Genomic DNA, 24,654 nt, shown 5'->3' on the forward strand with positions numbered 1-24,654 from the left:
CAAATGCGGTTGCCGTTAGGGATTGTAGTAAATTGCATGCTTTCATGAACGAAAATCTGAAAATAAAAGAAGGCCTGGCTTCGCTGTCAGATGCGGTTTTTATCTACATGGCCGATATCGATCATATCGACTGCAATCTTCATTCAGATTGTATAACTGAGGCAGAGGCTACGAAAGCCGCGGCTTTTTGGAAAGCGGACGATCGTAAGCGATTTTTATCCGGCCGCATTATGATCAAATCGATTCTGGCAAAATGGATCGGTGGTAGACCTTCGCAAATAAAAATCTGCGCGGGGAAGAATGGAAAGCCCGTGGCCGTCTCTGACATCGCAGCTGCATGGCTTCCTCATTTTAACATCAGCCATGCCGGAAAAAGAGTAGCGGTTGCCATTAGCGACCATCCCGTTGGCATCGATTTGGAAGATATAAAGAAGGTTGATTTTGCGGCGCTGGCGCCATCGGTATTTTCAGAAAATGAGCGGCAGGTTTTTGAACAGTCCGAAGATCCGGCTTTTATTTTTTATAAATACTGGACTTCAAAAGAAGCCTTTTTAAAGGCTTTGGGACTGGGCCTGGTAGATGATTTGCAAACGATTGATATAAGCGCTGGCATCGATGTATCCTTTGCAGGGCAGTTTACCGCCGATCCGTTAAAGCTTGACTTTTTTCGCTCGGGAAGCTATGTAGGAGCGGTTTGTTATCATGCGCAAAAACAGCTTGAGTTTTTTGATTTTAAAATGCCGTTCTTGTAGCGTTCCATCATTTCCTTTTTGACTTTTCCCAGGCGGCGCTTTGCGATTTTTTAAAGTATCTGTTAATGCCGGCGATTACAGCATAATTCATCATGCAGAAGTAATAAGGAATAAAGCAGGCTTTTATGCGCAACTGCCTCTTTTCGAAAAAATATCCCAAAAGGCTAAGAGCATAAAATAGCACCTGCGCTATCAGCAATAGCTTATAAATGGAAGCGTGGTCGCCTGCTACGATCGCAATATTAAGAATGAATACCAGGATCATAAGAAACGGTGTGACCGTCCATCTTAATACGCGATGGCTTATGTATTGAAAAGTGAGAATGGGATTATTAAATGGGTTGATGGCTTTTTTTAACCTCATGATGGATTGCATACCGCCGGCTGCAATCCTGATTTTTCTTTTGAGCTCTTCTTTTGAGTTGGCCGATGCGGTTTCAAGCGCGTAGGCTTTTGGTTCGTAGGCGATAATATAACCCTTCTCCGCAATGCGCATCGCAATCATGTGATCATCGATGATCGTGTCTGCTTCAACAGGCTGGTAAAGACTGCGGCGAATGCTGAAAAGTTCACCAGCGGCGCCTACATTACTATACAATTCATAATCCCATTTTTTCAAGGCGGATTCATACTTCCAGTAAAAGCCTTCACCGGCCGAACTGGCATCGGCTGTGGCTTCCATCATGATCTTTTTTTCTCCGGCTACGGCGCCCACTTTTGGGTTTTGATAATGTTTTACCAGTTCGCGAATCGCGTCTTTATTGAGGAATGTGTTGGCATCGGTAAAAACCACAATATCGCTGTTGAGTTCCGGTAACACCCGCTTGATGGCAGCCATTTTACCCGATCGTTCCGGTTTGTGAAATAATCTTACTTCCGGGTAGCGCTCAATTTTTTCAGGGGTGCGGTCGTTTGATCCGTCAGTCACAAAAACAATATCGAAAAGGGTCGGAGGGTAATCCAGTTCCAGGCAATTTTTTATTTTTTCCTCAATATAATCTTCTTCGTTATAGGCCGCAATTAACAAAGCAACGGTCGGCAACGCTGTATCAGGAACGTTATATGCCACGTTTTTTTTACCCATCCATCTTTTTATTCTGATAAGGATATATAAAAAAATGCCATAGCCGGCAAAGGCATAAAAAACGATAAAAAGACTGATCCAGAATAGTATTATCATGATAGTTTATAACCGAGTGATGCGCTCTTCGATGAATGCGTAAAATTCCACCACAAGCCTTTCAATGTTTGAACGGCTAAATCTGTTCTTCCGTTTTTTAAGTGTACCAAAACCTGTTTGGGTGTGGCCACGAAGGTATAATAAGCAGTAAAGAAAGCAGTTTTATAAGCGTTTGTGTTTTTCCTGACGTAAAGCATACGGTTGCGGCTCATGAAAAAAGATTTGATGGGGCTTGCTTTGCCCACGCTCATCGATTCTTTATGATAGATAACAGCCTTGCCCGTAAACCAGATTTTTTTGCCAATTCGCTTAAATTTCTCACACCAGTCCAGCTCTTCATAATAAAGAAAATAGCGCTCGTCCATCAATCCCGCGCGTTCCAAATCATCCTTTCGGCACATCACCGCCGCACCGTGACAAAAACCGGTTTCGCGGCTGTCGTCATTATACTGCCCCTTGTCTTGTTCAAAAGAACCGATGGCCGCATTGCGCGCCGTGAAATAATTCATCTCAGAAAAGCCGGCATATTGAATTATGTCCTTTTGTTCGAAAAATTTAATCAGCGGCGACAGCAACCCAATTTCCGGGTGCTGTTCCATTTCTCTAACAAGCGTTGATACAAAGGAAGCGGTAATTTCCGTGTCGTTGTTTAACAACAAAATATAAGTACCGTTAGCGCTTTTGATACCCAGGTTATTGCCCCCGGCGTAACCCAGGTTTTTGGATGAGTGAATGTAAACAAGGTCGGGATAAGCCTCAATGAAGTCGAGCCGCCAGTTCTTCGCAGGCGCATTATCAACCAGGATAACCTCCACTTCATGGGGATCAGCGAACTGCCTGACCGATTTTAGAAATTCGATGGTAACAGCGGGTTGGTTGTAATTAACGGTTATTATGGAAGTCAGAGGCATCGGTCACGAAGATAAAATCTTTTCGTAATCAATGGGTCGACAATGTCAGCAATTTTTGGTGTAGTTCAAAAACCTGCTTTATCACCGATTCCTTTTCATTGTTGTCGATGATAAACTGGCATTGGTTCATCTTTTGTTTTTCTTCCATTTGCTTTTCCATTCGCGACCGGATCTCGGCCGCTGAGAGCCCGCTGCGTTTCCTTACACGATCGATGCGCAATGCTTCTTCGGTCCACACGCCAATGATATAATCAAGATGCCGTTCGCTGCTGCTTTCGAAAATAAGCGCTGACTCTTTAATGGCGTAGGCGGCATTTTGCTGTCCAAACCATTCGATAGAATCCTGAATGGTGGCCGGATGCACGATTTCGTTGATCCGTTGTAGTTGCTGATCGTCGTTAAAAACAATAGATGCCAGGAAACTCCGGTCGAGCCGGTTGTTTTTATAAGTTTCTGTGCCGAACTGGTTGATAAGTTGCTCCCGGATAGACTCATTTTCATCCATCAGCCTTTTGGCTGCCTGGTCAGAATCGTATATGGGAATGCCGAGGGTAGAAAAAATATTGGCAATGGTTGTTTTACCACTGCCAATACCGCCTGTAAGGCCAATTCTTAACATACCTGATATTTTAGGCTATGCAAAATATTTACGGAACGATCCGTTATTTCGTAGCTGCAGGAGCTGCAGGCTTGTTGATTTGCGCAGTCCACTCCATGCTGATCGCCGATTTTTCAATTTTAATATAATTGCCCGGGCTGATCTCAATATTTAAAGTGCCATCTTCATTCACTTGCTGAATTTTGCCATGTATGCCGGCGATAGTTACAATGCGGTCGCCCTTTTGAAGGTCTTCAATAAATTTTTTCTGGTTTTTTGCTTTTTTTGCCTGGGGACGGATGAAGAAAAGCCAAAAAACGAGTATCATTCCAACCAGAAAAATCAATTGGAAAGATCCGCCGCCGCCCTGTGCTTGTAAAATGTAATTCGTCATTATTATATGTATTAAACTTTTAATTTATTTAACCACGTTTACTTTAAAGGTCAACGTGTGTTGTGTAAATGGTTTGGTATTGGCTGTTACAATAACTGTTTTTGTGTGTGTGCCTTCGCTCTGATGTTCGCTATTAAATTTGGCCACAATTTTTTCTTCGTTATTGGGAAGAATAGGTTTTTCCGGTTTTTCTGCTACGGTGCAGCCACAGCCGGGCGCTACGTTGGAAATGATCAACGGTTTATCGCCGGTATTTTTTACCACAAAAGGAATTTCTACTGTCTGCCCTTTTTTTACATCTCCCAAATCCTGGTAAGTCGAATCGACCCAGGCTACCGTGGTGAAGTTCGACGAATCCTTTAACGCTTCCAGTTTTAAGGAATCGGACAAAGGCCCGTCGGGTATTTTATTTTCGCCGTTACTGTTGCAGGCAGCAAATGCAACCGCTGCTGAAAAGATAAGTACGAAACGTTTCATGTGTTTAAGATTTTAAATTGATCGCACGAATTTATAAAGAATATTTAAAGCCTGCCAAATAAATGAGCAGATTAGGATTTTCTAAAGTCGGTTTTTGTGATCTTCCCTTCTGTCAAGAGCTCTTTGTGAATATTATCTAAAATGCCATTTACAAAATGGCCGCTTTGCGCCGTGCTGTATTCCTTTGCTAAATCAATATACTCGTTGATGGTAACTTTCGGAGGAATGGTATCAAAATATAAAAATTCGCAGACACCCATTTTCATCAAAACCATATCCAGTAGCGCAATCCGCTCGGGGTCCCAGTTTTTTAATTTGGGTTTGATCAGACTGAGCAGGTAGTCTTCTTTTTCGATCACTGTTCTCAGCAGGTTGACTGCAAAAACTTCTTTATCGGTGCTGATAATCTGTTGAAAATTAAGTGATTGAGGTTTTCTGATAAAAGCGGCAACGCTCTGTGCTATCAGGGCGCCGTCATCATCCCAGTTAGAAAACACTTCTTCGATATGGGCCGTGAAAAGCTCATTGTCGAGCATCAGGTCGTTGAAGATGTATTCAAAAATCTTTCTATCCTCCTGCAGGCTTTGCTGGCCGATGCTGATATAATGCGCGTATTGCTGCGAAGCTGTCAGTTCTGTGTAAATTTTTTTAATAAGTTCTTCGTCGCCCCATTGCTCCGGTTTTTCGTTTTTAAAAGCAATTTTGACGTCGTTGAGGTCGAGGATCTGCCAAAGCAAATTGCTGCCGGCCAGTTTGGTATTCACGTTCAAATCCTTCTCGGTAGGGATATATTTATGAGACTTTTTGAAAGCGTCTTTTTCGGCATACCGGGCAACTTCTGCAAGGAAGTAAACAGTGTAAGTAAGTAATGATCGCGTTTGATTGAAATGTTGCTTGAGTGTTTTTTGAGGGTCGAGCGGCTTGTCAGTGTCCAGACTGGCTGCGTATGAGTAAAGGGTTTGCATGACTTTCACCCTTATATTTCTTCTACTAATCATTGAATCAAGAACTATTTTGAAGCGGCGAAGATAAGATATATTGGTTGAATGAAAATTAAATGGGCAACTTAAAATCTAAATGTAAAGTAAGCCATAAACGTAAAAGGGCGAATCCAATAATCGTAGGTGGAGAACTGCAATCCGTTGTAATTTGATTGAATATATCTTTTTTGGTTCAATATATTATACGCCTGTATGCCAACATCCGTTTTGGCTTTTTTTATAGAATAGTTCAGCTTACTGTCAAATTTTGAATTTCTATTTTTGTTACTGCCATCTTTTTGAGTTAAATGGTTAAACCACACTTGTAGATAAATATGTTCGTTAAAACTGATTGTCGGATTAAAGCCCAAACTCCACAAATAAAGTATATCGCCAACCTGTTTTTCCAATGTAATGTTTTTTACTTTAGATGCATAAATTGAAGAGTTTAGCTCAAAATTGAAGTACCATTTGGGTTTTCCTACAATACTTAGGTTGAGGTTTTGGCTACTGCCCTTTAGTTGCGAAGTTTGTAAATTTTGCAACTGAAAATATTGTAAGAAAGTTGAACTATAATTGGCTTTAATGGTAGTTTTGAAAGGAATTAGATATTTGCTGTAGCTTGTTAAAACCATTGTTCGATTTGTGATATTCTTAAAAGGGGTTTGTGTTACGGTGTTGCTTCCGTTTTGAAATATTTGATGTGCGATAGATGGCGATACATTTTTTGAATATATAAAGCCAAGTGTGATGAAACTTATTTTAAGAGGGTTTCGATATCTTGTTAAAACAGACAAAGTGTTTATATCGGTGTATTGCAAATTCTGTAAACTATTTACGACATTTCTATAGTTTGTCAAAACAAATCCCTCGAGAAAATTTTCAGGAGCGGAAAAGCTCGTTTCTCTGCGCCAGGTTCCTATAAAAGATGTGTATTTCCCTGTTTCAAGCGTAGCCTTAAATGTAGGGTGAAGTGAAAGCCTAGAAAACGCAGTATCTACATAATTCAGGTTTTTATAACTGATTATTCTAGTTATAATATCCGCCCCCGCCGATATTTTTAGCTTTTTAGTATTATATTCAAGAAAGGGGGTTGTTTTAATAGAGTTGTTTAACCATTGTAAATCATTTGAAAAATCATTTAGGTTTTTTAGTTCTTTATTTACGCTTGTCTGTGCGTGCGTCGAATATTTTGATAGATCACCCCAATAAGATAAGCGTAACCCTAACAGAACTGCTCTATATTTTTTAAAAGTAGCGGCCGAAAAGTTAAGATTGATATTGTCAAGGTTAGTGTTCTGTCGTTCTAAATCGTAAAGCGCATTATTAGCTGTAAAGAAGGCTCGAGTACCCGGCATAATATCCAGTGTTTCTTTTATCGAGCTGTAACTACCGTTGGCTTTAATATCCAAAATCAAATTTTTATTTATTTCCTTTTTCAACGAGAAGTTATCTGTTACCTTATATTCGGCTTGGCCTAAAAGCTGGTTTAATGAGTCATTTTCGGTAACAATATCTGAGATGTTTTTTGACGAGAGCCGGTGTATCGAAAACTGATTCTTTAAATATTCATGACTTCCGTTATATAGATAATCGGTACTGAAAAAGTAAGATGGATTGTTTAGTTTGGCTTTTTGATTTTCGAACTGCGTTACTGTATCGTTGGGTATATAGAAAATACTCAGCTGCTTGTTGTCGATATAGTTTTTATCAGCCAGTAAATAAAAATTAAATTTTATACTTTTGTCCGTATTTATTGGCACTAAATTATTAATAGTCAATAAGTGAGAGTTATTGTTTAAGTAGTCACGTTGCTGTAATAAGGGTGGGGGAAGGCTGGTGAAACTTAACAGCCGATTTATGCTATTTGCATTTTGCTTATCAGCGAGTGTCGTTATTTTTTGGTCAGTAACTTCATCCCTAATGCTTCTTCCAACATTATTATACAAGTACGAGTTAATCATTTTTAACTTACTGTTAAATAAAAGGGTATTTATTCTTGCATCGGTTGCGTTTTTTACCGGGGTTCCTATAGAGGCATTTCCCGAACCGAATAGTTTCAGTTTGGCGGTGTTGTTTAGTTTTATATTGATTGCAGCATTATCGCTTATTATTTTTCCCCGAAACATTTTTACGGGTTCATGATTTTCGAATATCTGTATTTTTTCAACAACATCTATCGGTATTGTATTGCTTGCTATTCCGTATTTAGGCCCAAGTAAATCGTCTCCGTCAATATAAAACTTATTGATGGGCTTCCCGTTATAACTAATCCCTCCTGTAGCATCGATCTCAACCCCTGGTAGGTTTTTTAGAACGTCGCCTATAGTCCTATCTTGCGACCGAGTAAATATCTTAGGGTTGTAGTCTAAGGTATCGCCATGTTTGGTTAAAATATCTTGTCCTTTTACAACTACGTTTGGCAATATAAAAGGCTTGGGGATTAGTATGAAATTGTATCTCTTTTTTTCAGCAGAGATTCTTTTAGTATTACTTTCAAACCCTACACAGGTAACCAGAATGAGATCCAATGAATCAATTGATGAAACGGTTAAAGAGTAGTCGCCAAACGAATCAGAAAAGGCAAAAGCAGTAATGGCGGCAGTTTTATTTTTTTTTGTTTGAACATTGGCTCCTTTTATAGCATTGCCAAGAGTATCAGTAATTCTTCCGAAAATTGTAATTTGCGAGTTGCTTTTTAAATGTAGTAAAAGCAGGCTAAGTGATAACAAGAAAACGTAAAATATTCTCCCCATATTTACTCTTCGCTCAATTCGATGGGATTGTTTGATTTTGCAGTACCTGGTTTGGCGGTATTATTTTTGAAATCAAGTTTTATGGTTCCGCCTTTCATTGAGTTTTGAAGAAATTGCATAGGGTTTTCTAAATATGCTTGTCGCAAGTTTAAAAACTCTTTCCGATTAGTTAGAAATGAATTTTCGGGTATAGCAATTAAATTTTTACTTAAAGTGGCCATCCCCGAAAACTCAAAGCTAATTTCATTTTTGCTATCGTAGATTTTAACGATTAGCCCGGGTAGTCCGCTAAATTTCCACGGACCGTCATTTATAGGTATTTCGTTTGTAAACCAAGCTGTATATTTTCTGCCCCTAAAGGTACAAGTGGCTTTTTGGCATGTTAAATTATAATGGTTCTGTAAGTCAGGATAAATAGTCCAATTAATATTAGGAGTTGGTTCTATCCAATAATAGTAATCTAAAATTCTACTAATTATAATCATTTTATTGTCGGCAGTATTTTTTAGAATCATATCCTTAATATAGCTTTTACCGGTTGGTTTAACAGTAATACTACCGTTAATTCCTCGATTCAAAGACTCGGTTAAATTTTTTTCTCGCACAGAATCCGCGAGATAGCCGTTATAACTTCTAAAAAGACTGCCGTTTTTTCCGTGCAAAAGCACCATGATTTCGGTATAAATGACTTCTCTTTTAGCGGTATCTCTAATATGTTTCAAAGTGTACAAAAAGCATACTGAGGCTGAATCAGTTTGCGCATTTAAGTTCAAAACGGAAAAAAACAATAAAATAGGCAGTAGGTAAAAAGCCCTCATAGTGGTGTGGTTAATTGTAAATCATATTGCTCTTTTAAAGAGCAATATGATAGTTAGAATTTAAAGTTGATGAATACAATTATACATATAATTCACTCGGCTGTTCCTCGCTACATATTTGCTCTCCCCAATAATAAAGAATTGCCATATCAGACATAATGCTTTCCATTGTAGCTTCTGGGGCAGGTGTGTACTCGGCCGTTAACGTACCACAACTTAACTCAATTGTAATTGGAAATTGTGAATGGATTTCTGTTTCTGGTGTCTTCTCGGCAGCAAATACAGATGTTCCAGTTAATCCAAATGCTGCGATCATTAGCGTTTTTTTCATGGCAGTTTAAATTTTTTTTTGGTGCTCTTCTTGAATGTTTTGCATACATAGGGCTTACAGCGTTTTCCCTCATAGTTGCAACTAATCCTTTAATTTATGTTAACATACACCAAAATTATAGGAAACAATACGTATTATCAAAATATAATATTAAATAATTGTCAATATGTTTTGAGTATCTAAAATGAAATTTTGACATATTGCTGACAATGATGCTCAGTATTGATGCTAATTTGAAATAATTATTGGCATTTCTGCAAAAATTTCAGGTTTACCTGTCATGGCATGTTATTTACGGTACATTTGCCAACTCTATAATAACGATTACAGAATTCTGTAAAAATTAAAAATTTTTAAAAAACATAGAAACTATGGCTAAAAAATCGACAGTTACCCCTTTACACGACAGGGTAATCGTAAAACCAGCTGCCGCTGAAGAAAAAACTGCAGGCGGTATCATTATTCCCGACACAGCTAAAGAAAAACCGCAGCGTGGAACCGTTGTTGCTGCAGGGCCGGGCAAAAAAGACGAGCCGGTAACTGTAAAAGCAGGCGATGTTGTCTTATATGGCAAGTATTCCGGCACTGAAATTCAGATCGACGGACAGGATTTGCTGATCATGCGCGAGAGCGATATCCTGGCCATCGTATAAAACGCACCAGGTCAAAAAATTTATAATTATCAAATTAACATAAAATGGCAAAACAACTTTACTTCGACGTAGAAGCAAGGAATAAAATGAAAAAAGGCGTTGATGCTTTAGCAAACGCTGTGAAAGTGACATTAGGCCCTAAAGGCCGCAATGTGGTTATCGAGAAAAAATTTGGCGCGCCTTCAGTAACCAAAGATGGTGTTACCGTAGCCAAAGAAATTGAACTGGAAGATCCCATCGAAAACATGGGTGCGCAAATGGTAAAAGAAGTGGCTTCTAAAACTGCGGACATCGCGGGCGACGGAACTACAACCGCTACTGTTTTGGCTCAATCTATCATCAGCGAAGGCCTGAAAATGGTAGCCGCGGGTTCTAATCCAATGGATTTGAAAAGAGGAATCGACAAAGCGGTTTCCCTGGTGGTTGAAAATTTAAAAACACAAAGCCAAACTGTAGGCAGCGACAGCAAAAAGATCAAACAAGTAGCTTCGATTTCTGCTAACAACGACGAGCAAATTGGTGATTTAATAGCTCAGGCTTTCGGTAAAGTAGGAAAAGAAGGCGTGATCACCGTTGAAGAAGCTAAAGGAACCGAAACTTATGTTGACGTGGTGGAAGGTATGCAATTCGATCGCGGATACATTTCTCCTTACTTTGTTACCAATAGCGAAAAAATGGAAGCTGAATTGCAGAATCCATATATCCTGATCTACGACAAAAAGATCAGCGCTATGAAAGATATTCTTTCCATCCTTGAAAAAGTGGCGCAAAGCGGCCGTCCTTTGGCAATCATTGCAGAAGACCTGGAAGGCGAAGCATTGGCTACTTTGGTGGTGAATAAATTGCGTGGTACTTTGAAAGTGGCTGCAGTTAAAGCGCCTGGTTTTGGAGACAGAAGAAAAGAAATGTTACAGGACATCGCTATCTTAACTGGCGGTACTGTTATTTCTGAAGATATGGGCCACAAATTGGAAGGCGCTGATATTGCTGCGTTAGGCCAGGCGGCTTCTATCACAATCGACAAAGACAATACCATTGTTGTAGGCGGTAAAGGCAAAAAAGCTGATATTACCGGACGTGTAAATCAGATCAAAGCTCAAATCGAATCAACCACTTCCGATTACGATAAAGAAAAATTACAAGAGCGCTTAGCAAAATTAAGCGGCGGTGTTGCGGTTCTTTATGTGGGCGCTGCTACTGAGGTTGAAATGAAAGAAAAGAAAGACAGGGTAGATGACGCATTACATGCAACACGTGCGGCTGTTGAAGAAGGCATCGTTCCAGGTGGTGGCGTGGCTTATATCCGCGCTGTAGCGTCTTTGGATGTGAAAGTAAAAGGACAGATTGAAGATGAGCAAACCGGTATGGCTATCGTTAAGCGTGCGCTGGAAGCTCCGATCCGCACTTTAACTGATAATGCCGGCATCGACGGTTCGATCGTTGTTCAGAAAATCAAAGACGGCACTGGAGACTTTGGTTTCAATGCAAGAACTGAATCTTATGAAAACCTGTTTAAAGCGGGTGTTATCGACCCAACTAAAGTAAGCCGCGTAGCTTTGGAAAACGCAGCTTCTATCGCTGGTATGTTGTTAACTACCGAATGTGTAGTTGCTGACAAGCCAGAACCTAAAACGGCGGCTCCTGCTATGCCAGGTGGCCACGACATGGGTGGAATGGGTTATTAATAAAACATACACTTGGTCTGACCGTCCCGGTCTGACCATACATAAAAAATCCCGCTTCTTAACAGAGGCGGGATTTTCTTTTGCGATGTGGAAGCCGTTATATTTTATAATATTGCTCCCAACCTTTTCTTGGCGGCGGGCCCACCAGTAGCTCGTTCGCCTTTTTATTATTGGTAATAATTTTCTTATCGCGGTCGAATTTGATTTTGTCTCCGGTCCACTGCGCAATAACGCCCAGGCAGAACACCTGGCTCAATGGCCCGGCCACTGAAAATGGTGACCTTGTTTTTTCCAAACCTTTGCAGGAAAGCAGGAAGTTTTTAAAATGATTCGACGGTGATTTTGGCACTTCCGGTAGGCGAGATGCCATTTCTTTTGCCTTTTCTTCGGGGATGATCGACAAGGTACTTCCGTGAGAAGCGCCTTTAAAAGTAAGGTCTTTACTATAAATAATTTTGCCCGGGTTCAATTTTGGCGCTTCTATTTTGCCCGTGCTGGGCGGCGGAATATTAGGATCAAGTCCCTGCACGCCATAACCTTTTGGAATCGGAGGGAGGTTGTCCAAACCGTCATACCACATTACTTCAACCTTGGGCATGTTCCCTCGCTTGGGGAATTTAAAGGCCAGCGTAGTTGAAAATGGATAAAAGAAATCGTTGTGACCCGTTAGTTTAAGCGGCTTTACCTCTTTAGGTAATCCGAGGTCTAAAAACTGGTGGGCCGTATCCAGCAGGTGCGCACCCCAGTCGCCCAAGGCGCCCATGCCGAAGTCGTACCAGCAACGCCACTGTCCGTTGACGAAATCGTGGTTATAGTCGTGCCCGAAAGTCTGCATTTGCCAAAGTGTCCAGTCGAGTGTTGACGGAACGGGCTCAGCAGGAGGGAAGGATTTGATATTGGGATCCCAGCCATGCCAGCGGCGCGCCGAATTCATATGCGCAACTACCTTCGTCACATCTTTAATAATGCCGGCTTCCACCCAGCTTTTAAACTGGAAATAGTTACCTTCCGAATGCCCCTGATTACCCATTTGGGTCACCACATTGCTATGCTTTTCAGCGGCGTCCATCATCAGCTGCACTTCGTTAAAGGTGCGCCCCATGGGCTTTTCAACATACACATGCTTGCCCAGAGAAAGCGCTGTCATGGTAATCGGAAAATGAGAAAAGTCGGGCGTTCCAATACAAACCGCTTCGATCTCATTTCCCATTTTATCAAACATCTGCCTGAAATCCTGGAATCGTTTGGCATTGGGGAACTGCGTCATGATCTTTTGCGTATGCGGAGCGCCCATATCTACATCGCACAAAGCCACGATATTCGCCAGGCCTGTTTTTGCAAATTCGGCAATGATTTCTCCACCGCGGTTCCCGATCCCCACACAGGCCAGGTTTACCTTTTCCGCAGCGCCGAGCACACTGCCCTTGGCCAGCAATACATCCGGCAACGCAAAAATTCCGGCTGTGGCAAATGCGGTATTTCTAATAAATTTCCTTCGAGACGATTTCCCTTGATCCATTATAGATTTGAGTTGGTTAAAAATGATAAATTAATAATATCCAGGCTGTTGAGCCGGGAGGTTTAAATAGCAAATAAGGCGGACTTTTGTTAACTCTTAAAAGACAAGCGTTTGAAGAGCAAAAAGCCGGTCGGAAAGATAAATAAAATTATCAGTTTGCTGCAAAAATATTTGTGCGCGCAGGGGTCGGCGATCGCCGAAACAATGCAGGAAACAAGTTTCTTCAATGGAAACTTTTCAGCCTTACAACTTTAAACTACCTTTGCAGCCTTAAAAAATCAGTCTGAAATGATAAGTGTTAAAGATCTCAAACTTGCTTACGGCAAGCGTGTACTATTCGAAGATGTAAATGTAAATTTTACCAAAGGCAATTGTTATGGCGTGATTGGAGCGAATGGAGCCGGTAAATCTACCTTTTTAAAAATATTGAGTGGGGAAATTGAACCTAATAAAGGAACCATCAGCATAACACCCGGTGAACGCATGGCGGTCCTTAAACAAAATCAGTTTGAATTTGATGAGCAAACAGTATTGAATACTGTATTAATGGGCCATAAAAAAATGTGGGATGTGGTGCACGAGCGGGATGCCATCTACGCCAATCCTGATGCCACAGAAGATGACTACATGAAAGCCGGCGAGCTGGAAGCGGAGTATGGAGAGATGGGCGGCTATGAATCGGAAGCCAACGCCGGCAACTTTTTGAGCGGCCTGGGCATCAAGGATGATATGCACCAGATGCTGATGAAAGACATCCCCTCTAACATGAAAGTGCGTGTGCTATTGGCCCAGGCGCTTTTCGGAAACCCCGACATTCTTTTGCTCGATGAGCCTACCAACGGCCTCGATATTGAAACTATCGGCTGGCTGGAAAACTTTCTTGCCGACTATGAAAATATTGTATTGGTTGTAAGCCACGACCGTCACTTTTTAGATGCCGTTTGTACGCACGTGGCCGATGTGGATCGTTCTAAGATCAAAATCTTCACCGGTAACTACTCCTTCTGGTATGAAAGTTCACAGCTGATGGCGCGCCAAATCAGTGATAAAAACAAGAAGCTGGAAGAAAAGAAGAAGGAATTGCTCGACTTTATCGCTCGATTCAGCGCCAACGCCTCAAAAAGCAAGCAGGCTACGAGCCGCAAAAAAGCGTTGGAAAAACTCGATTTTGAAGAAATCGAACCCAGCTATCGTAAATACCCGGGCATCATTTTTCAACCACTGCGCGAAGTAGGCAATCAAATTCTAAACGTTGAAAAGCTGGAGTCAAAACTCGAAGACCGTCCGCTCTTTACCGATGTAACTTTCAGTGTTAACAAAGGGGATAAGATTGCTCTCATCAGCCGCGATCCTTTGGCTGTGACGCAGTTTTTTAACATTGTCAACGATAAAGCAAAAGCAACAGCCGGCAGTTTTGAATGGGGAACCACCATTACCAAAGCTTACCTGCCGGTAGAAAACAGCGAATATTTTCAGGAAGATTTGAATTTGATGGATTGGCTGCGGCAATATGTTCCCCCGCATGTTACCGACGTAGACGAGCCTTTCCTGCGTGGTTTTCTGGGAAAGATGCTGTTTAGCGGAGAAGATGTAATGAAGAAAACAACAGTGTTGAGCGGAGGTGAAAAAGTGCGTTGTATGATTAGTAAAATGATGCTTCAAAATCCGAACTGTATCGTTCTCGATCAGCCAACCAACCACCTCGATCTGGAAAGTATTCAAAGTTTCAACGAACAATGTACGGTGTACAACGGCGTTGTGTTACTTACCAGCCATGACCATACTTTTATGCAAACAGTGGCCAACCGCGTTATCGAGCTAACGCCCAAGGGTATTATCGACAGGCTTTCTACTTTTGATGAATATCTGGAGGATGAGCGCGTTAAAGCGCTACGGGAAGAAATGTATGCATAATTTATAAATATGCTGATATAACGAAGAGCCTGCTGATTTTCCAGCGGGCTTTTTTAATGTAATGCCTGAAAAGCTATTGTTTGACAGCTTTCGGGAACGATTGCGTATATTTTTAAGGCGGCTGCGCGCCATTAAAAATTTAATTGTAATAAATTGAAGAACTATTGTATGCCTATCGACAATCGAAGCGCCGTTGGCGGATCGATTGAAAGAGTGGTCATCATCCATTGGAAAACTATTGTAAAACGAAAGCTGTCAAACAAATGGAAAATCAATCCAGAAGAAAATTTCTGCATGCGATTAGCATGCTCGCTGCCGGCGCAGCGTTAACAAGTCCGCTCTACGGCTTCAGCGCCGCTAAAAAGCTTAGAATTGTATTGGTGGGCACAGGTGTCAGAGGAACCTCGTTTTGGGGAAAGCGCCTGGTAGAGCAATATCCCGATAAATTGCAATTTGTCGGGTTGTGTGACATTAATCCGGGAAGGCTGGAATTTGCCAAAAAGTTTATGGGTGTCGATTGTCCCGTATCCACCGACTTTGATAAGATGTTGAAAGAACAAAAGCCCGACCTGGTTATTGTAACCACTAAAGATTCAACACACCACGAATTTATCATTAAAGGACTGAAGGCGGGCCACGATGTGTTGACGGAAAAGCCCTTAACCATCGATGAAAACAAATGCCAACAGATACTCGAGGCTGAGCGTGCTTCGAATAAAAAACTGATCGTTGGCTTCAACTATCGCTGGGGGCCCTATGTCACGAAGATTAAGGAGCTTTTGCATAATAATTCAATTGGCCCCATCACCTCCGTCGATTTCAACTGGTATCTGAACGTGCATCATGGGGCTTCCTATTTCAGAAGATGGCATGGATTGATGAACAGCGGCGGTTCTTTGTGGGTGCACAAAGCCACGCATCATTTCGATTTGCTCAACTGGTGGCTGGATTCAGATCCGGAGGAAGTATTTGCCTACGGCGCGCTTGAGCATTATGGAAAAAACGGTCCGTTCAGGGCCGCCAATTGCAGGCCCTGCGAGCATAAATCCGAATGCAAATATTATTGGGATATCACAAAAAGCAGCCATGATATGCGGCTCTATGTAGATAATGAAAAATATGACGGTTATCTGCGCGACGGATGTGTTTACAGAAATGAAATTGATATCTACGATAAAATGTCGGCGCAAATCAAATACGCCAACAATACGGTGGTTAATTATTCGCTTACCACTTATTCACCTTTCGAAGGGTGGCGGATTGCCTTCAATGGACAAAAGGGAAGGATAGAGGCCTGGACGGATATACCTTTCCTGAAAAATGAAAACCTCGATCAGGAAGCCTTGCACGCCGCTGAAATGAATCAAAATTTAAAAGAGGACACCCAGGTGGAGCCTGTCATCTTGTTTAAGAATTGGGAGGATTATAAAACGATTAATGTGACCAGCGAGCGGGGCGGCCATGGGGGCGGAGATAAAAGATTGCACGACCGGATTTTTGTAAATCCTAACGGCGCTGATCCGCTGAAGCACTCGGCTGGCCTGAGAGACGGCATTATGTCGGTCTTAATCGGCATTGCCGCAAGAAAAAGTATTCAAAGCGGAAAACCTGTTCAGATTAGTTCGTTGACGGATGTAAAGCCTTCCGCCAACCGGATGTAACGAACAGCTTAGGAAAGTCATTTGCTGGAAAACAGTTACAGCAAATGGCTTTTTATTGCCATAGATTTGATTATTTTTTGTGGCGGGTTTCTAAAACTTTCAAGACGTCGGACAGCGAAAATCCTTTAGCCTGCAATAAAACCAGGTAATGAAACATAAGGTCGGCTGCTTCTCCCAAAAATAGATCTTCATTATCGTCTTTCGCCTCAATCACTATCTCAACCGCTTCTTCTCCCACTTTTTGAGCAATCTTATTAATGCCTTTGGCAAATAGCGATGCAGTATATGATTGCTCAGAAGGATTGTTTTTCCGATCGATGATCACCCGCTCCAGTTGTTGAAGTGAAAATTGATCGTTGGCGGTGCCAAAGCAACTAATGTCGCCCGTATGGCAGGTCGGACCCTGCGGTTCGGCTTTTATCAAAATGGTGTCGCGGTCACAGTCAACCAGTATTTCTACTACCAAAAGAAAATGATTCGATGTTTCTCCTTTGGTCCAAAGCCTTTGTTTGCTCCTGCTGTAAAAAGTTACCTTGCCTTCCTCCCGGGTTTTGGCAAGCGCTGCTTCATTCATAAAGCCGAGCATCAGCACTTCTAAAGTTTGCGCGTCCTGAACGATGACGGGCATCAGGCCATCTGTATATTTTGAAAAATCCGGAGTCATATTTTTATATTATCAACTTTAATATTTGCGTCGCCTTTTGCCGGGCAAAAATGAAGCGTTACAAACGTACAGCAATGTTTTGTTTTTGTAAATATTCTTTTAAATCTCTTATTTCAATTTCTTTAAAATGAAAAATGCTGGCCGCTAAAGCGGCATCGGCAAAGCCGTTAGTAAAAACTTCCTCAAAATGTGACATCGTTCCTGCGCCACCGGAGGCAATAACGGGAATGTTTACCGATTGGCTGATGGTGGCTGTGATATCAACCGCAAAGCCAGCCTTCGTTCCGTCGTTTTCCATTGAGGTTAACAGGATTTCGCCGGCTCCCAGATCACGGCATTGCTTCACCCATTCCGTCGCAAAGAGTGATGTGGGAGTGCGGCCGCCATGAGTAACCACTTTCCATATGCCGTCAAACAATTTGATGTCAACCGCGACCACTACGCATTGGCTGCCAAAGTTTTTCGCCAGTTCGCCAATCAGCTCAGGCCGTTTTACAGCTGATGTATTTACCGATATTTTATCGGCCCCGTTATCTAACAACACCGAAACATCCTCAACCGTATTGATGCCACCGCCCACAGTGAAAGGAATATTGATATGGGTGGCAATTTTTCTGACCAATTCGGACAGCGTTTTTCGCTTGTCCACCGTCGCGGTTATATCCAGAAAAACAAGTTCGTCGGCGCCTTCTTCGCTGTAGCGAATGGCCAGCTCAACCGGATCGCCGGCATCGCGCAGCTCCAGGAAATTTGTGCCTTTCACGGTGCGCCCTTCTTTAATATCCAAACAGGGAATAATTCTTTTAGCTAACACTTCAATGTTTAGTTTTTAATGTTCAGTTTTTTACTTGATTGTTGTATGACATACATTATTAACAATAATGTCTAATTGTTTGGTTGTGTTGTTTCAGCGATTTCATCAATCATTAAACATTTTTAGTTCTTGCAACGTAATTCTATTCTCGTAAATCGCCTTGCCGACAATAGCACCGCTGCAACCCGTTTCTTTCAATAATTCCAAATCATTGACAGAACTTACCCCGCCGCTGGCAATCAGGTTGATTTCCGGTATCTGCGATAGAATTTTTTGATAAAGATCATTCGAACTTCCCTGAAGAAGCCCGTCTTTACTGATATCTGTACAAAAAAATTGTTGAACGCCTTTGGCTGCATAATTTTTTATAAAATCAAAAATGTTGATATCGGTGGCTTCCGTCCATCCCTTAATTTGAATTTTTTCATCCAACACATCTGCCCCCAGGATAAAATTTTCTACACCGTATTGCGCCAACCATTGCAGCAATATCGATTCGTTTTTGACAGCCACGCTTCCGATCGCTGCGTAGGCGGCTCCCGAGTCAAAAGTTATAGCGAGGTTTTTATCGCTGCTGATGCCGCCGCTGAAATCTATTTGTAAACCTGTTTTACCCGCAAGTTGTTCCAGTACTTTCCAGTTTTTTACCGCACCGGCTTTGGCGCCGTCAAGATCAACCAAATGGAGGCGGCGCAAACCTGCATCTTCAAAGCTGAGGGCCACTTCGAGTGGATTTTCATTGTAAACTTTTTTCTGATCGTAATCGCCTTTACTGAGGCGAACGCATTTGCCATCAATAATATCGATGGCGGGTATAATTTCCATGTGCTCTTGTTTGTAAGTTTTTTCCATTATGATGAAGTCGTGGCCCAGGCGGGTCCAGGCTGATCCTTTCGGGCGCATACCCAATTTTTCGTAAAGAGCAGTAGCGCTGAGCCGCGCATTGCACCACAACTTATCGGCTTTTCGCTGCTTTGCAAAAGTTTCCGTTGCTTCTAAAAGTAATCGGGCAAAACCCTTTCGTTGCCAAACTGTCCGCGTCGCCAATTTGCGGAACTGCACAGCTTTCCCGCTTTCAAAAAGAGACACTGCCGACGCCAGTTCGCCATCAATATAAATACCCAGGTGGTGCCCCAACGCATCTTCTTTTAACTGCACAACTTCAAACGGCTCATTGGGATACATTACCTCGTGACGAAGTTTCCACACATCTTCTATACGGGCTTTAACGACTTGCATTTTATAAGGATAGAAAATTTTTTAGGATTTGCTCGCCGGTATCGGCGCTTTTTTCCGGGTGGAATTGCACACCATAAAAATTATTCTTTCCCAGTGCGCAGCTGAATGTGGTACCGTAGTTTGCCGAAGCGATCGTGTGTGGGTTGAGTTCGGCGTAATAACTATGAACAAAATAGCAGTAACTATTATCCGGCACATTTTTAAAAAGATCGCTGGGCTTTACATGAATATTATTCCATCCAATCTGCGGAATTTTTAAAGTATCGCTTTCAAACCGCTTTACTTTCACATCGAAAATATTCAGGCATTCGGTATCATTTTCTTCACTGTGCGCGCAGAGGAGCTGCATGCCCAGGCAAATGCCCAACAGCGGCTGCTTTGCATTTCTAATCACTTCATCAAGCTTGCGTTCCCGCAGGTATTGCATAGCCGTGCTTGCTTCTCCCACACCCGGAAAAATAATTTTGTCGGCGGCGAGGATGCTTTCTTTATCGTCGGTAACCGTTGCCTGCAGGCCCATCCGCTCCAAGGCAAAAATCACGGATTGAATATTGCCTGCATTATATTTTATAATAACTGTGTTCATAAAACTTTTATCCCTGTTGATTATTTACAGAAGGCCTTTCGTACTGGGAAGTTGTTGATTGCCGGGTGCGCGCTTCACGGCCATTTTAATGGCTTTGGCCAAACCCTTGAAAATTGCTTCTATTTTGTGATGTTCATTTTCGCCTTCGGCCTTAATGTTCAGGTTGCACTTCGCACCGTCACTAAAGGATTTGAAAAAATGGTAAAACATTTCGGTAGGCATTTCGCCTATTTTTTCCCTCGAAAAATCCGCATTCCAAACCAGCCATGGGCGTCCTCCAAAGTCGATAGCGACTTGGGCGAGGCAATCATCCATGGGTAGTAAAAAGCCATATCTTTCAATGCCGGCTTTGTTGCCCAGCGCTAATTGGAAGGCTTCTCCCAGAGCGATGGCCGTGTCTTCAATCGTGTGATGCTCGTCGATATGCAGATCCCCTTTGGTAATAATTTTTAAATTGATCCCGCTGTGGCGGCCCAGCTGATGAAGCATATGATCGAAGAAACCGAGGCCGGTATTTATTTCGCAGATGCCGGTGCCGTCGAGGTTGATTTCAATTTGGATTTGTGTTTCGTTGGTGTCGCGTGTATGTTGCACCACTCTTTCATTCAGTTGCAGAAAAGCATAAATGTCTTCCCAACTTTTTGTTTTCAATGCTATCGTGGCGTCCAGTTTCTTGAGGTCGTCGGAGATCTCGGTAGCGCCAAGTTCTTCGTCCAGGTTCAGCCAAATGCCTTTGCAGTTCAGGTTTTTGGCCAATTGAATATCGGTTATCCGGTCGCCAATGACAAAAGAATTAGCAAGATCATAGTCGCTGCTGTTGATATAGTGAGTAAGCAGGCCGGTGCCGGGTTTGCGCGTGGGCGCATTATCAGCCGGGTAAGTTTTGTCGATGAGCACTTCACTAAAAATAATGCCTTCACTTTCGAGATTGCGCATGATAAAATCCTGATAAGGCCAAAAAGTAGCTTCAGGAAAAGCATCGGTGCCTAAGCCATCCTGGTTGGTGATCATTACCAGTTCAAAATCCATGTCGCGGGCAATCTTCCCCATCCAGGTAAACATACCCGGAAAAAAAGTGATTTTTTCCAGCGCATCCAGCTGATAGGTGGGCGGCGCTTCGTTAATCAATGTGCCATCTCTGTCGATAAATAAAACCTTCTTCGGTTTTTTTTCAGTACGCTTTTCCTCGAGTGCGTTTGTTGCATTGCCGACATTTTTATTTTCAATCATACGGTCGGGTTGTAAGTTTTTAATGTTTCGATGAGCTTTTTGTTTTCTGCTGCAGTACCCACCGTTATCCTCAGACAGCCTTCGCATCCCTTTGTTTTGGTACGGCTTCTAACGATAATACCTTTTGTTTGCAGAAAGGTAAATACCTCCTCAGCGTTTTTCATTTTTACTAATAAAAAGTTGGCGTCGGAGGGGTAGATTTCTTCAACCATCGGTAAGGGCTGCAATTCGTTTTCAAGCCACTCACGTTGTTCGATAGTGGTTTTAGTCCAATTATTTATTTGCATCACATTTTTCAAGCCATGTAATGCCAACTGTTGGGTAGCCTCATTGATATTGTAAGGATATTTTACATTATTCATTAATGAAATAATTTCTTTACTGGCAAAAGCTAATCCCAGGCGCAAAGCAGCAAGTCCCCAGGCTTTTGACAATGTTTGCATCACAACCAGATTGGGGTACTCCGCGATGTCCTGGGCAAAGGTTTTCTGACGGGCATAATTAATATAAGCTTCGTCAATAACGACAATACCGTCAAAGTTGTTTAAAATGATTTCAATATCCTGCCGGGCAATGCTATTGCCTGTCGGATTGTTGGGAGAGCAGATAAAAATCAATTTGGTGTAATCGTCTACCTGATCAGCGATCGCCTGGATATCCATTTGGTAGGCTGCGTTGAGCGGCACTTCTTTCACCCGGATATTGTTGATAGCTGCACAAACACCATACATACCATACGTGGGAGGTAATGTGATAATATTATCCACGCCGGGTTCGCAGAAAATACGCATCAATACGTCGATCGCTTCGTCGCTTCCATTGCCGGCAAAAATGTTTTCTACCGGAACACCCTTAATTGCGCCGATCCGCTCTTTCAATTTGATCTGCAAAGGATCGGGATAACGGTTTAATGTTTCGTGAAAGTCATTAATATCGAGAGATACGGGCGAGCCGGCTGCATTTTCATTGGCGTCAAGCATCACACTCGCTTCGCCGGTGAATTCGTGCCGGGCGGTAGTGTAAGGGCTGAGGTTTTTTATATTCTCGCGAACCAGGTAAGATAGATTAAAGTCCATTGGTGATATCGTTCAGATCTGAGGAAAATTTTTATGAAAGCCTTATTTTAACCGCGTTGCTATGGGCCTGTAAGCCTTCCGCTTCCGCCATTACAGACACGGTTTTGGCAATATGATGCAGGCCATCTTTGGAAAGCTGCTGGAAGGTTATTTTTTTGTAGAAACTGTCTAACGATACGCCGCTATAGGCGGTAGCATAGCCGTTGGTGGGCAACGTGTGATTAGTGCCGCTGGCGTAGTCACCAACACTTTCCGGAGAATAATTGCCGATGAAAACGGATCCCGCTGCGTCTATTTTTTTTAAGAGACCGGTATTCACCTTGCAAGCCAAAATTAGATGCTCGGGCGCATAGAGGTTTGAAAAAGAAACCGCAGCATTTAAATTTTTAAGAACAATAAGCCGGGCATGTTGAAGCGCGCCTTCGGCAATATCCTTTCTGGGAAGTTGGCTAAGCTGCACTTCTACCGCTTTGGCTACTTTTCGTGCTATGTCGAGATTAGTGCAAACCAGTATCACCTGCGAGTCGGGGCCGTGTTCGGCTTGGGCGAGCAGGTCGGCGGCCACGTATTCAGGAACTGCTGATTGATCGGCAATGACCAACAGCTCCGATGGGCCTGCCGGCATATCGATGGCTACTTTGGTTTGCAAAATCTGCTTGGCAGCAGTTACGAACTGGTTGCCCGGGCCAAAAATTTTGAAAACTGCCGGGATCGATTTGGTGCCGTAGGCCATGGCGGCAATGGCTTGCGCGCCCCCGGTTTTAAAAATTTTAGTGATGCCGCAAAGGGAAGCTGCATATAAAATGGCGTCGTTTATTTTGCCATTTTTATCGGGAGGCGTACATAAAACCACTTCTTTACATTTGGCAATCATCGCCGGGATGCCCAACATCAATACCGTAGAAAAAAGCGGCGCCGAGCCTCCTGGAATATACAGGCCAATCTTTTCGATGGCCCGGGCTTCGCGCCAGCATAGAATGCCCTTCGACGTTTCGACTTTCACAATCGGCTGCTTTTGCGAGCTGTGAAACTTCTGAATATTATTTTTAGCCTGAAGGATGGCACGCTTCAGCTTAGGGTCCATTTGTTTTGCGGCAGTATCGATTTCTTTTTTTGATACCAGTATATTTTTCAAAACTACCCCGTCGAATTTTTCTGCATATTTTTTTAAAGCCACGTCGCCATTGTTTGCCACATCATAAATGATCTTATCAACGGAGGTTCGGATGGCTGAACTATTTTGCATGGGCCGCTGGCAAAGTCCTTGCCAGGCGCTAACGGAAGGGTATTTGTAAATTTTTAAATTCATGGCATCATTGGTGGTTTGGGCGATAGTGATTGTTTAAAGTCAAAAGTCAATGGTCAATGGTCAAAAGTCAATGGTGAATAGTTAAAAGTCAATTGGCAATGGCGAATAGACTATGGCCCACCCATTACTCGATGATTTTTTCGATGGGTAAAATTAAGATACCCTGTGCACCTGCGGTTTTTAATTTTTCGATCACGTTCCAAAAATCATTTTCACCAATAACGGAGTGAATGGAAGACCAGCCTTTTTGGGCCAACGGCACGATCGTAGGGCTGTTGATGCCTGGCAGATACGCACAGATTTTGTCAATGCTTTCATTGGGCGCGTTTAATAATACGTATTTATTATATTTTGCTTTTCTCACGGAGCGGATGCGAAACAATAATTTATCAAGCAGTTCCTTTCTTTTTTTGGAAAGGTTTTTACCGGAAATAAGAACCGCTTCTGATTTCAGGATCGTTTCAAATTCGTAGAGTTCATTACTAAAAAGGGTGCTGCCACTGCTCACCAAATCACAAATAGCATCAGCCAAACCAATGCGTGGCGCGATTTCTACCGATCCGCTGATTTCGTGGATTTCAGCTTTGATCTTATTTTGTTTCAGCCATTTGGAAAGTATAAAAGGATAGCTGGTGGCAATTTTTATTCCGTCGAGGTCTTTTATCTTTTTTCTTTTTTTGCTTTTAGGCAGTGCAATCGACAGGCGGCATTTGCCATAACCGAGGCGCTCGATAATTTCGGTTACTTTGTTTTTTTCAATCGCTACGTTTTCTCCCACGAAACCTATGTCTGCTACGCCATCCTGAACATATTCGGGAATATCGTCATCGCGCAAAAAAAGGATTTCAGCGTCGAAGTTCTCTGCATTTATTTTCAACTGGTTATTGCCATTAGGAACGCCGATGCCGCATTCCTTTAAAAGTTTAAGAGAGTCTTCACTCAGCCTGCCTGACTTTTGAACCGCGATTCGTAACTTTTCCATTTTTAGTTTTTTGTTTTATTAATTGCTTTGTTGTTGCAAATAAAAAAGGCTTACAAATTGTAAGCCTTCTATAAGTTGATACATAGCACCACCGGCTTACTTTAAGTACGCGAAATGATGGTGGA

Annotated in this window: 23 protein-coding genes; 5 read left to right on the forward strand and 18 right to left on the reverse strand. The window is 42.3% G+C overall.

Annotation, left to right across the window (positions count from 1 at the left end; all coding sequences use genetic code 11):
• Window positions 1–44: 44 nt before the first annotated feature.
• The gene (locus ABDK00_RS07155) at window positions 45–752 is read left to right on the forward strand and encodes a 4'-phosphopantetheinyl transferase family protein (protein ID WP_346239476.1); all 708 of its coding nucleotides are present in this window, start codon (window positions 45–47) and stop codon (window positions 750–752) included.
• A gap of 7 nt (window positions 753–759) precedes the next feature.
• Here ABDK00_RS07155 and ABDK00_RS07160 read toward each other — a convergent pair whose 3' ends face one another.
• The 9 genes from ABDK00_RS07160 to ABDK00_RS07200 form a co-directional block, all read right to left on the reverse strand.
• On the reverse strand, window positions 760–1,932 hold the full coding sequence (locus ABDK00_RS07160; protein ID WP_346239477.1) for a glycosyltransferase family 2 protein: 1,173 nt from the start codon (window positions 1,930–1,932) through the stop codon (window positions 760–762).
• Window positions 1,929–2,843 (reverse strand): glycosyltransferase family 2 protein, encoded by a 915-nt coding sequence (locus ABDK00_RS07165; RefSeq protein WP_346239478.1) that lies wholly within the window; start codon window positions 2,841–2,843, stop codon window positions 1,929–1,931. The genes ABDK00_RS07160 and ABDK00_RS07165 overlap by 4 nt, the downstream gene beginning before the upstream one ends.
• 28 nt (window positions 2,844–2,871) lie before the next feature.
• Complete coding sequence (gene coaE / locus ABDK00_RS07170) at window positions 2,872–3,462, reverse strand: dephospho-CoA kinase (protein ID WP_346239479.1); 591 nt, start codon at window positions 3,460–3,462, stop codon at window positions 2,872–2,874.
• A 43-nt stretch (window positions 3,463–3,505) separates the two neighbouring features.
• The gene (yajC, locus tag ABDK00_RS07175; RefSeq protein ID WP_346239480.1) at window positions 3,506–3,835 is read right to left on the reverse strand and encodes a preprotein translocase subunit YajC; all 330 of its coding nucleotides are present in this window, start codon (window positions 3,833–3,835) and stop codon (window positions 3,506–3,508) included.
• Between the two features lie 24 nt (window positions 3,836–3,859).
• Entirely contained in the window at window positions 3,860–4,312 is a 453-nt protein-coding gene (locus ABDK00_RS07180) for a DUF1573 domain-containing protein (protein ID WP_346239482.1), read from the reverse strand.
• A 71-nt stretch (window positions 4,313–4,383) separates the two neighbouring features.
• On the reverse strand, window positions 4,384–5,310 hold the full coding sequence (gene nusB, locus ABDK00_RS07185) for a transcription antitermination factor NusB (RefSeq protein ID WP_346239483.1): 927 nt from the start codon (window positions 5,308–5,310) through the stop codon (window positions 4,384–4,386).
• A gap of 68 nt (window positions 5,311–5,378) precedes the next feature.
• Window positions 5,379–8,048 carry a hypothetical protein gene (locus ABDK00_RS07190; protein WP_346239484.1) on the reverse strand — a complete coding sequence of 890 codons (2,670 nt, stop codon included), beginning with the start codon at window positions 8,046–8,048 and terminating at the stop codon, window positions 5,379–5,381.
• A 2-nt stretch (window positions 8,049–8,050) separates the two neighbouring features.
• Window positions 8,051–8,866, reverse strand: coding sequence for a GLPGLI family protein (locus tag ABDK00_RS07195; RefSeq protein WP_346239485.1), 816 nt, complete (start codon window positions 8,864–8,866; stop codon window positions 8,051–8,053).
• Window positions 8,867–8,945: 79 nt separating this feature from the next.
• Window positions 8,946–9,197 (reverse strand): hypothetical protein, encoded by a 252-nt coding sequence (locus tag ABDK00_RS07200; RefSeq protein ID WP_346239486.1) that lies wholly within the window; start codon window positions 9,195–9,197, stop codon window positions 8,946–8,948.
• Window positions 9,198–9,568: 371 nt separating this feature from the next.
• Here ABDK00_RS07200 and ABDK00_RS07205 point away from each other — a divergent pair, with 371 nt between their 5' ends.
• Together ABDK00_RS07205 and groL are read left to right on the forward strand one after the other, a co-directional pair.
• Complete coding sequence (locus ABDK00_RS07205) at window positions 9,569–9,850, forward strand: co-chaperone GroES (protein ID WP_346239487.1); 282 nt, start codon at window positions 9,569–9,571, stop codon at window positions 9,848–9,850.
• A 44-nt stretch (window positions 9,851–9,894) separates the two neighbouring features.
• Window positions 9,895–11,535: a chaperonin GroEL gene (gene groL, locus ABDK00_RS07210; RefSeq protein WP_346239488.1), complete on the forward strand. Its 1,641-nt coding sequence runs from the start codon at window positions 9,895–9,897 to the stop codon at window positions 11,533–11,535.
• 97 nt (window positions 11,536–11,632) lie between these two features.
• Here the strand turns inward: groL and ABDK00_RS07215 are convergent, their stop codons facing one another.
• Window positions 11,633–13,054, reverse strand: a complete 1,422-nt coding sequence (locus ABDK00_RS07215; protein ID WP_346239489.1) for a Gfo/Idh/MocA family oxidoreductase — start codon at window positions 13,052–13,054, stop codon at window positions 11,633–11,635.
• A gap of 288 nt (window positions 13,055–13,342) precedes the next feature.
• Here ABDK00_RS07215 and ABDK00_RS07220 point away from each other — a divergent pair, with 288 nt between their 5' ends.
• Window positions 13,343–14,968 carry an ABC-F family ATP-binding cassette domain-containing protein gene (locus tag ABDK00_RS07220; protein WP_346239490.1) on the forward strand — a complete coding sequence of 542 codons (1,626 nt, stop codon included), beginning with the start codon at window positions 13,343–13,345 and terminating at the stop codon, window positions 14,966–14,968.
• Between the two features lie 263 nt (window positions 14,969–15,231).
• Window positions 15,232–16,629: a Gfo/Idh/MocA family oxidoreductase gene (locus ABDK00_RS07225; RefSeq protein ID WP_346239492.1), complete on the forward strand. Its 1,398-nt coding sequence runs from the start codon at window positions 15,232–15,234 to the stop codon at window positions 16,627–16,629.
• Window positions 16,630–16,699: 70 nt separating this feature from the next.
• Here ABDK00_RS07225 and hisIE read toward each other — a convergent pair whose 3' ends face one another.
• The 8 genes from hisIE to hisG form a co-directional block, all read right to left on the reverse strand.
• Window positions 16,700–17,293 carry a bifunctional phosphoribosyl-AMP cyclohydrolase/phosphoribosyl-ATP diphosphatase HisIE gene (gene hisIE, locus ABDK00_RS07230; protein WP_346239493.1) on the reverse strand — a complete coding sequence of 198 codons (594 nt, stop codon included), beginning with the start codon at window positions 17,291–17,293 and terminating at the stop codon, window positions 16,700–16,702.
• 58 nt (window positions 17,294–17,351) lie between these two features.
• Window positions 17,352–18,107 carry an imidazole glycerol phosphate synthase subunit HisF gene (hisF, locus tag ABDK00_RS07235; RefSeq protein ID WP_346239494.1) on the reverse strand — a complete coding sequence of 252 codons (756 nt, stop codon included), beginning with the start codon at window positions 18,105–18,107 and terminating at the stop codon, window positions 17,352–17,354.
• A 105-nt stretch (window positions 18,108–18,212) separates the two neighbouring features.
• The gene (gene hisA / locus ABDK00_RS07240; RefSeq protein ID WP_346239495.1) at window positions 18,213–19,346 is read right to left on the reverse strand and encodes a 1-(5-phosphoribosyl)-5-[(5-phosphoribosylamino)methylideneamino]imidazole-4-carboxamide isomerase; all 1,134 of its coding nucleotides are present in this window, start codon (window positions 19,344–19,346) and stop codon (window positions 18,213–18,215) included.
• Between the two features lies 1 nt (window position 19,347).
• Window positions 19,348–19,932, reverse strand: coding sequence for an imidazole glycerol phosphate synthase subunit HisH (gene hisH, locus ABDK00_RS07245; protein WP_346239496.1), 585 nt, complete (start codon window positions 19,930–19,932; stop codon window positions 19,348–19,350).
• A 24-nt stretch (window positions 19,933–19,956) separates the two neighbouring features.
• Window positions 19,957–21,162: a bifunctional histidinol-phosphatase/imidazoleglycerol-phosphate dehydratase HisB gene (hisB, locus tag ABDK00_RS07250; RefSeq protein WP_346239497.1), complete on the reverse strand. Its 1,206-nt coding sequence runs from the start codon at window positions 21,160–21,162 to the stop codon at window positions 19,957–19,959.
• Complete coding sequence (gene hisC / locus ABDK00_RS07255; protein ID WP_346239498.1) at window positions 21,159–22,238, reverse strand: histidinol-phosphate transaminase; 1,080 nt, start codon at window positions 22,236–22,238, stop codon at window positions 21,159–21,161. Before hisC ends, hisB begins: the two co-directional genes overlap by 4 nt.
• A 31-nt stretch (window positions 22,239–22,269) precedes the next feature.
• On the reverse strand, window positions 22,270–23,547 hold the full coding sequence (hisD, locus tag ABDK00_RS07260) for a histidinol dehydrogenase (protein WP_346239499.1): 1,278 nt from the start codon (window positions 23,545–23,547) through the stop codon (window positions 22,270–22,272).
• A gap of 124 nt (window positions 23,548–23,671) precedes the next feature.
• Window positions 23,672–24,529: an ATP phosphoribosyltransferase gene (gene hisG / locus ABDK00_RS07265; protein WP_346239500.1), complete on the reverse strand. Its 858-nt coding sequence runs from the start codon at window positions 24,527–24,529 to the stop codon at window positions 23,672–23,674.
• Between the last annotated feature and the right edge of the window lie 125 nt (window positions 24,530–24,654).

This window comes from Niabella insulisoli (genome assembly GCF_039652435.2).
Classification (GTDB): Bacteria; Bacteroidota; Bacteroidia; order Chitinophagales; family Chitinophagaceae; genus Niabella; species Niabella insulamsoli.

What these genes read in the sequence shown, in the direction of transcription:
- ABDK00_RS07200 (WP_346239486.1), bottom strand. Translation starts at nt 9,197, where the DNA reads ATGAAAAAAACGCTAATGATCGCAGCATTTGGATTAACTGGAACATCT.
- yajC (WP_346239480.1), bottom strand. Translation starts at nt 3,835, where the DNA reads ATGACGAATTACATTTTACAAGCACAGGGCGGCGGCGGATCTTTCCAA.
- hisH (WP_346239496.1), bottom strand. Translation starts at nt 19,932, where the DNA reads ATGAACACAGTTATTATAAAATATAATGCAGGCAATATTCAATCCGTG.
- ABDK00_RS07190 (WP_346239484.1), bottom strand. Translation starts at nt 8,048, where the DNA reads ATGGGGAGAATATTTTACGTTTTCTTGTTATCACTTAGCCTGCTTTTA.
- ABDK00_RS07160 (WP_346239477.1), bottom strand. Translation starts at nt 1,932, where the DNA reads ATGATAATACTATTCTGGATCAGTCTTTTTATCGTTTTTTATGCCTTT.
- coaE (WP_346239479.1), bottom strand. Translation starts at nt 3,462, where the DNA reads ATGTTAAGAATTGGCCTTACAGGCGGTATTGGCAGTGGTAAAACAACC.
- ABDK00_RS07180 (WP_346239482.1), bottom strand. Translation starts at nt 4,312, where the DNA reads ATGAAACGTTTCGTACTTATCTTTTCAGCAGCGGTTGCATTTGCTGCC.
- hisIE (WP_346239493.1), bottom strand. Translation starts at nt 17,293, where the DNA reads ATGACTCCGGATTTTTCAAAATATACAGATGGCCTGATGCCCGTCATC.
- nusB (WP_346239483.1), bottom strand. Translation starts at nt 5,310, where the DNA reads ATGATTAGTAGAAGAAATATAAGGGTGAAAGTCATGCAAACCCTTTAC.
- ABDK00_RS07225 (WP_346239492.1), top strand. Translation starts at nt 15,232, where the DNA reads ATGGAAAATCAATCCAGAAGAAAATTTCTGCATGCGATTAGCATGCTC.
- hisG (WP_346239500.1), bottom strand. Translation starts at nt 24,529, where the DNA reads ATGGAAAAGTTACGAATCGCGGTTCAAAAGTCAGGCAGGCTGAGTGAA.
- hisB (WP_346239497.1), bottom strand. Translation starts at nt 21,162, where the DNA reads ATGATTGAAAATAAAAATGTCGGCAATGCAACAAACGCACTCGAGGAA.
- ABDK00_RS07215 (WP_346239489.1), bottom strand. Translation starts at nt 13,054, where the DNA reads ATGGATCAAGGGAAATCGTCTCGAAGGAAATTTATTAGAAATACCGCA.
- hisA (WP_346239495.1), bottom strand. Translation starts at nt 19,346, where the DNA reads ATGCAAGTCGTTAAAGCCCGTATAGAAGATGTGTGGAAACTTCGTCAC.
- hisC (WP_346239498.1), bottom strand. Translation starts at nt 22,238, where the DNA reads ATGGACTTTAATCTATCTTACCTGGTTCGCGAGAATATAAAAAACCTC.
- ABDK00_RS07195 (WP_346239485.1), bottom strand. Translation starts at nt 8,866, where the DNA reads ATGAGGGCTTTTTACCTACTGCCTATTTTATTGTTTTTTTCCGTTTTG.
- ABDK00_RS07220 (WP_346239490.1), top strand. Translation starts at nt 13,343, where the DNA reads ATGATAAGTGTTAAAGATCTCAAACTTGCTTACGGCAAGCGTGTACTA.
- ABDK00_RS07205 (WP_346239487.1), top strand. Translation starts at nt 9,569, where the DNA reads ATGGCTAAAAAATCGACAGTTACCCCTTTACACGACAGGGTAATCGTA.
- groL (WP_346239488.1), top strand. Translation starts at nt 9,895, where the DNA reads ATGGCAAAACAACTTTACTTCGACGTAGAAGCAAGGAATAAAATGAAA.
- ABDK00_RS07165 (WP_346239478.1), bottom strand. Translation starts at nt 2,843, where the DNA reads ATGCCTCTGACTTCCATAATAACCGTTAATTACAACCAACCCGCTGTT.
- ABDK00_RS07155 (WP_346239476.1), top strand. Translation starts at nt 45, where the DNA reads ATGAACGAAAATCTGAAAATAAAAGAAGGCCTGGCTTCGCTGTCAGAT.
- hisD (WP_346239499.1), bottom strand. Translation starts at nt 23,547, where the DNA reads ATGAATTTAAAAATTTACAAATACCCTTCCGTTAGCGCCTGGCAAGGA.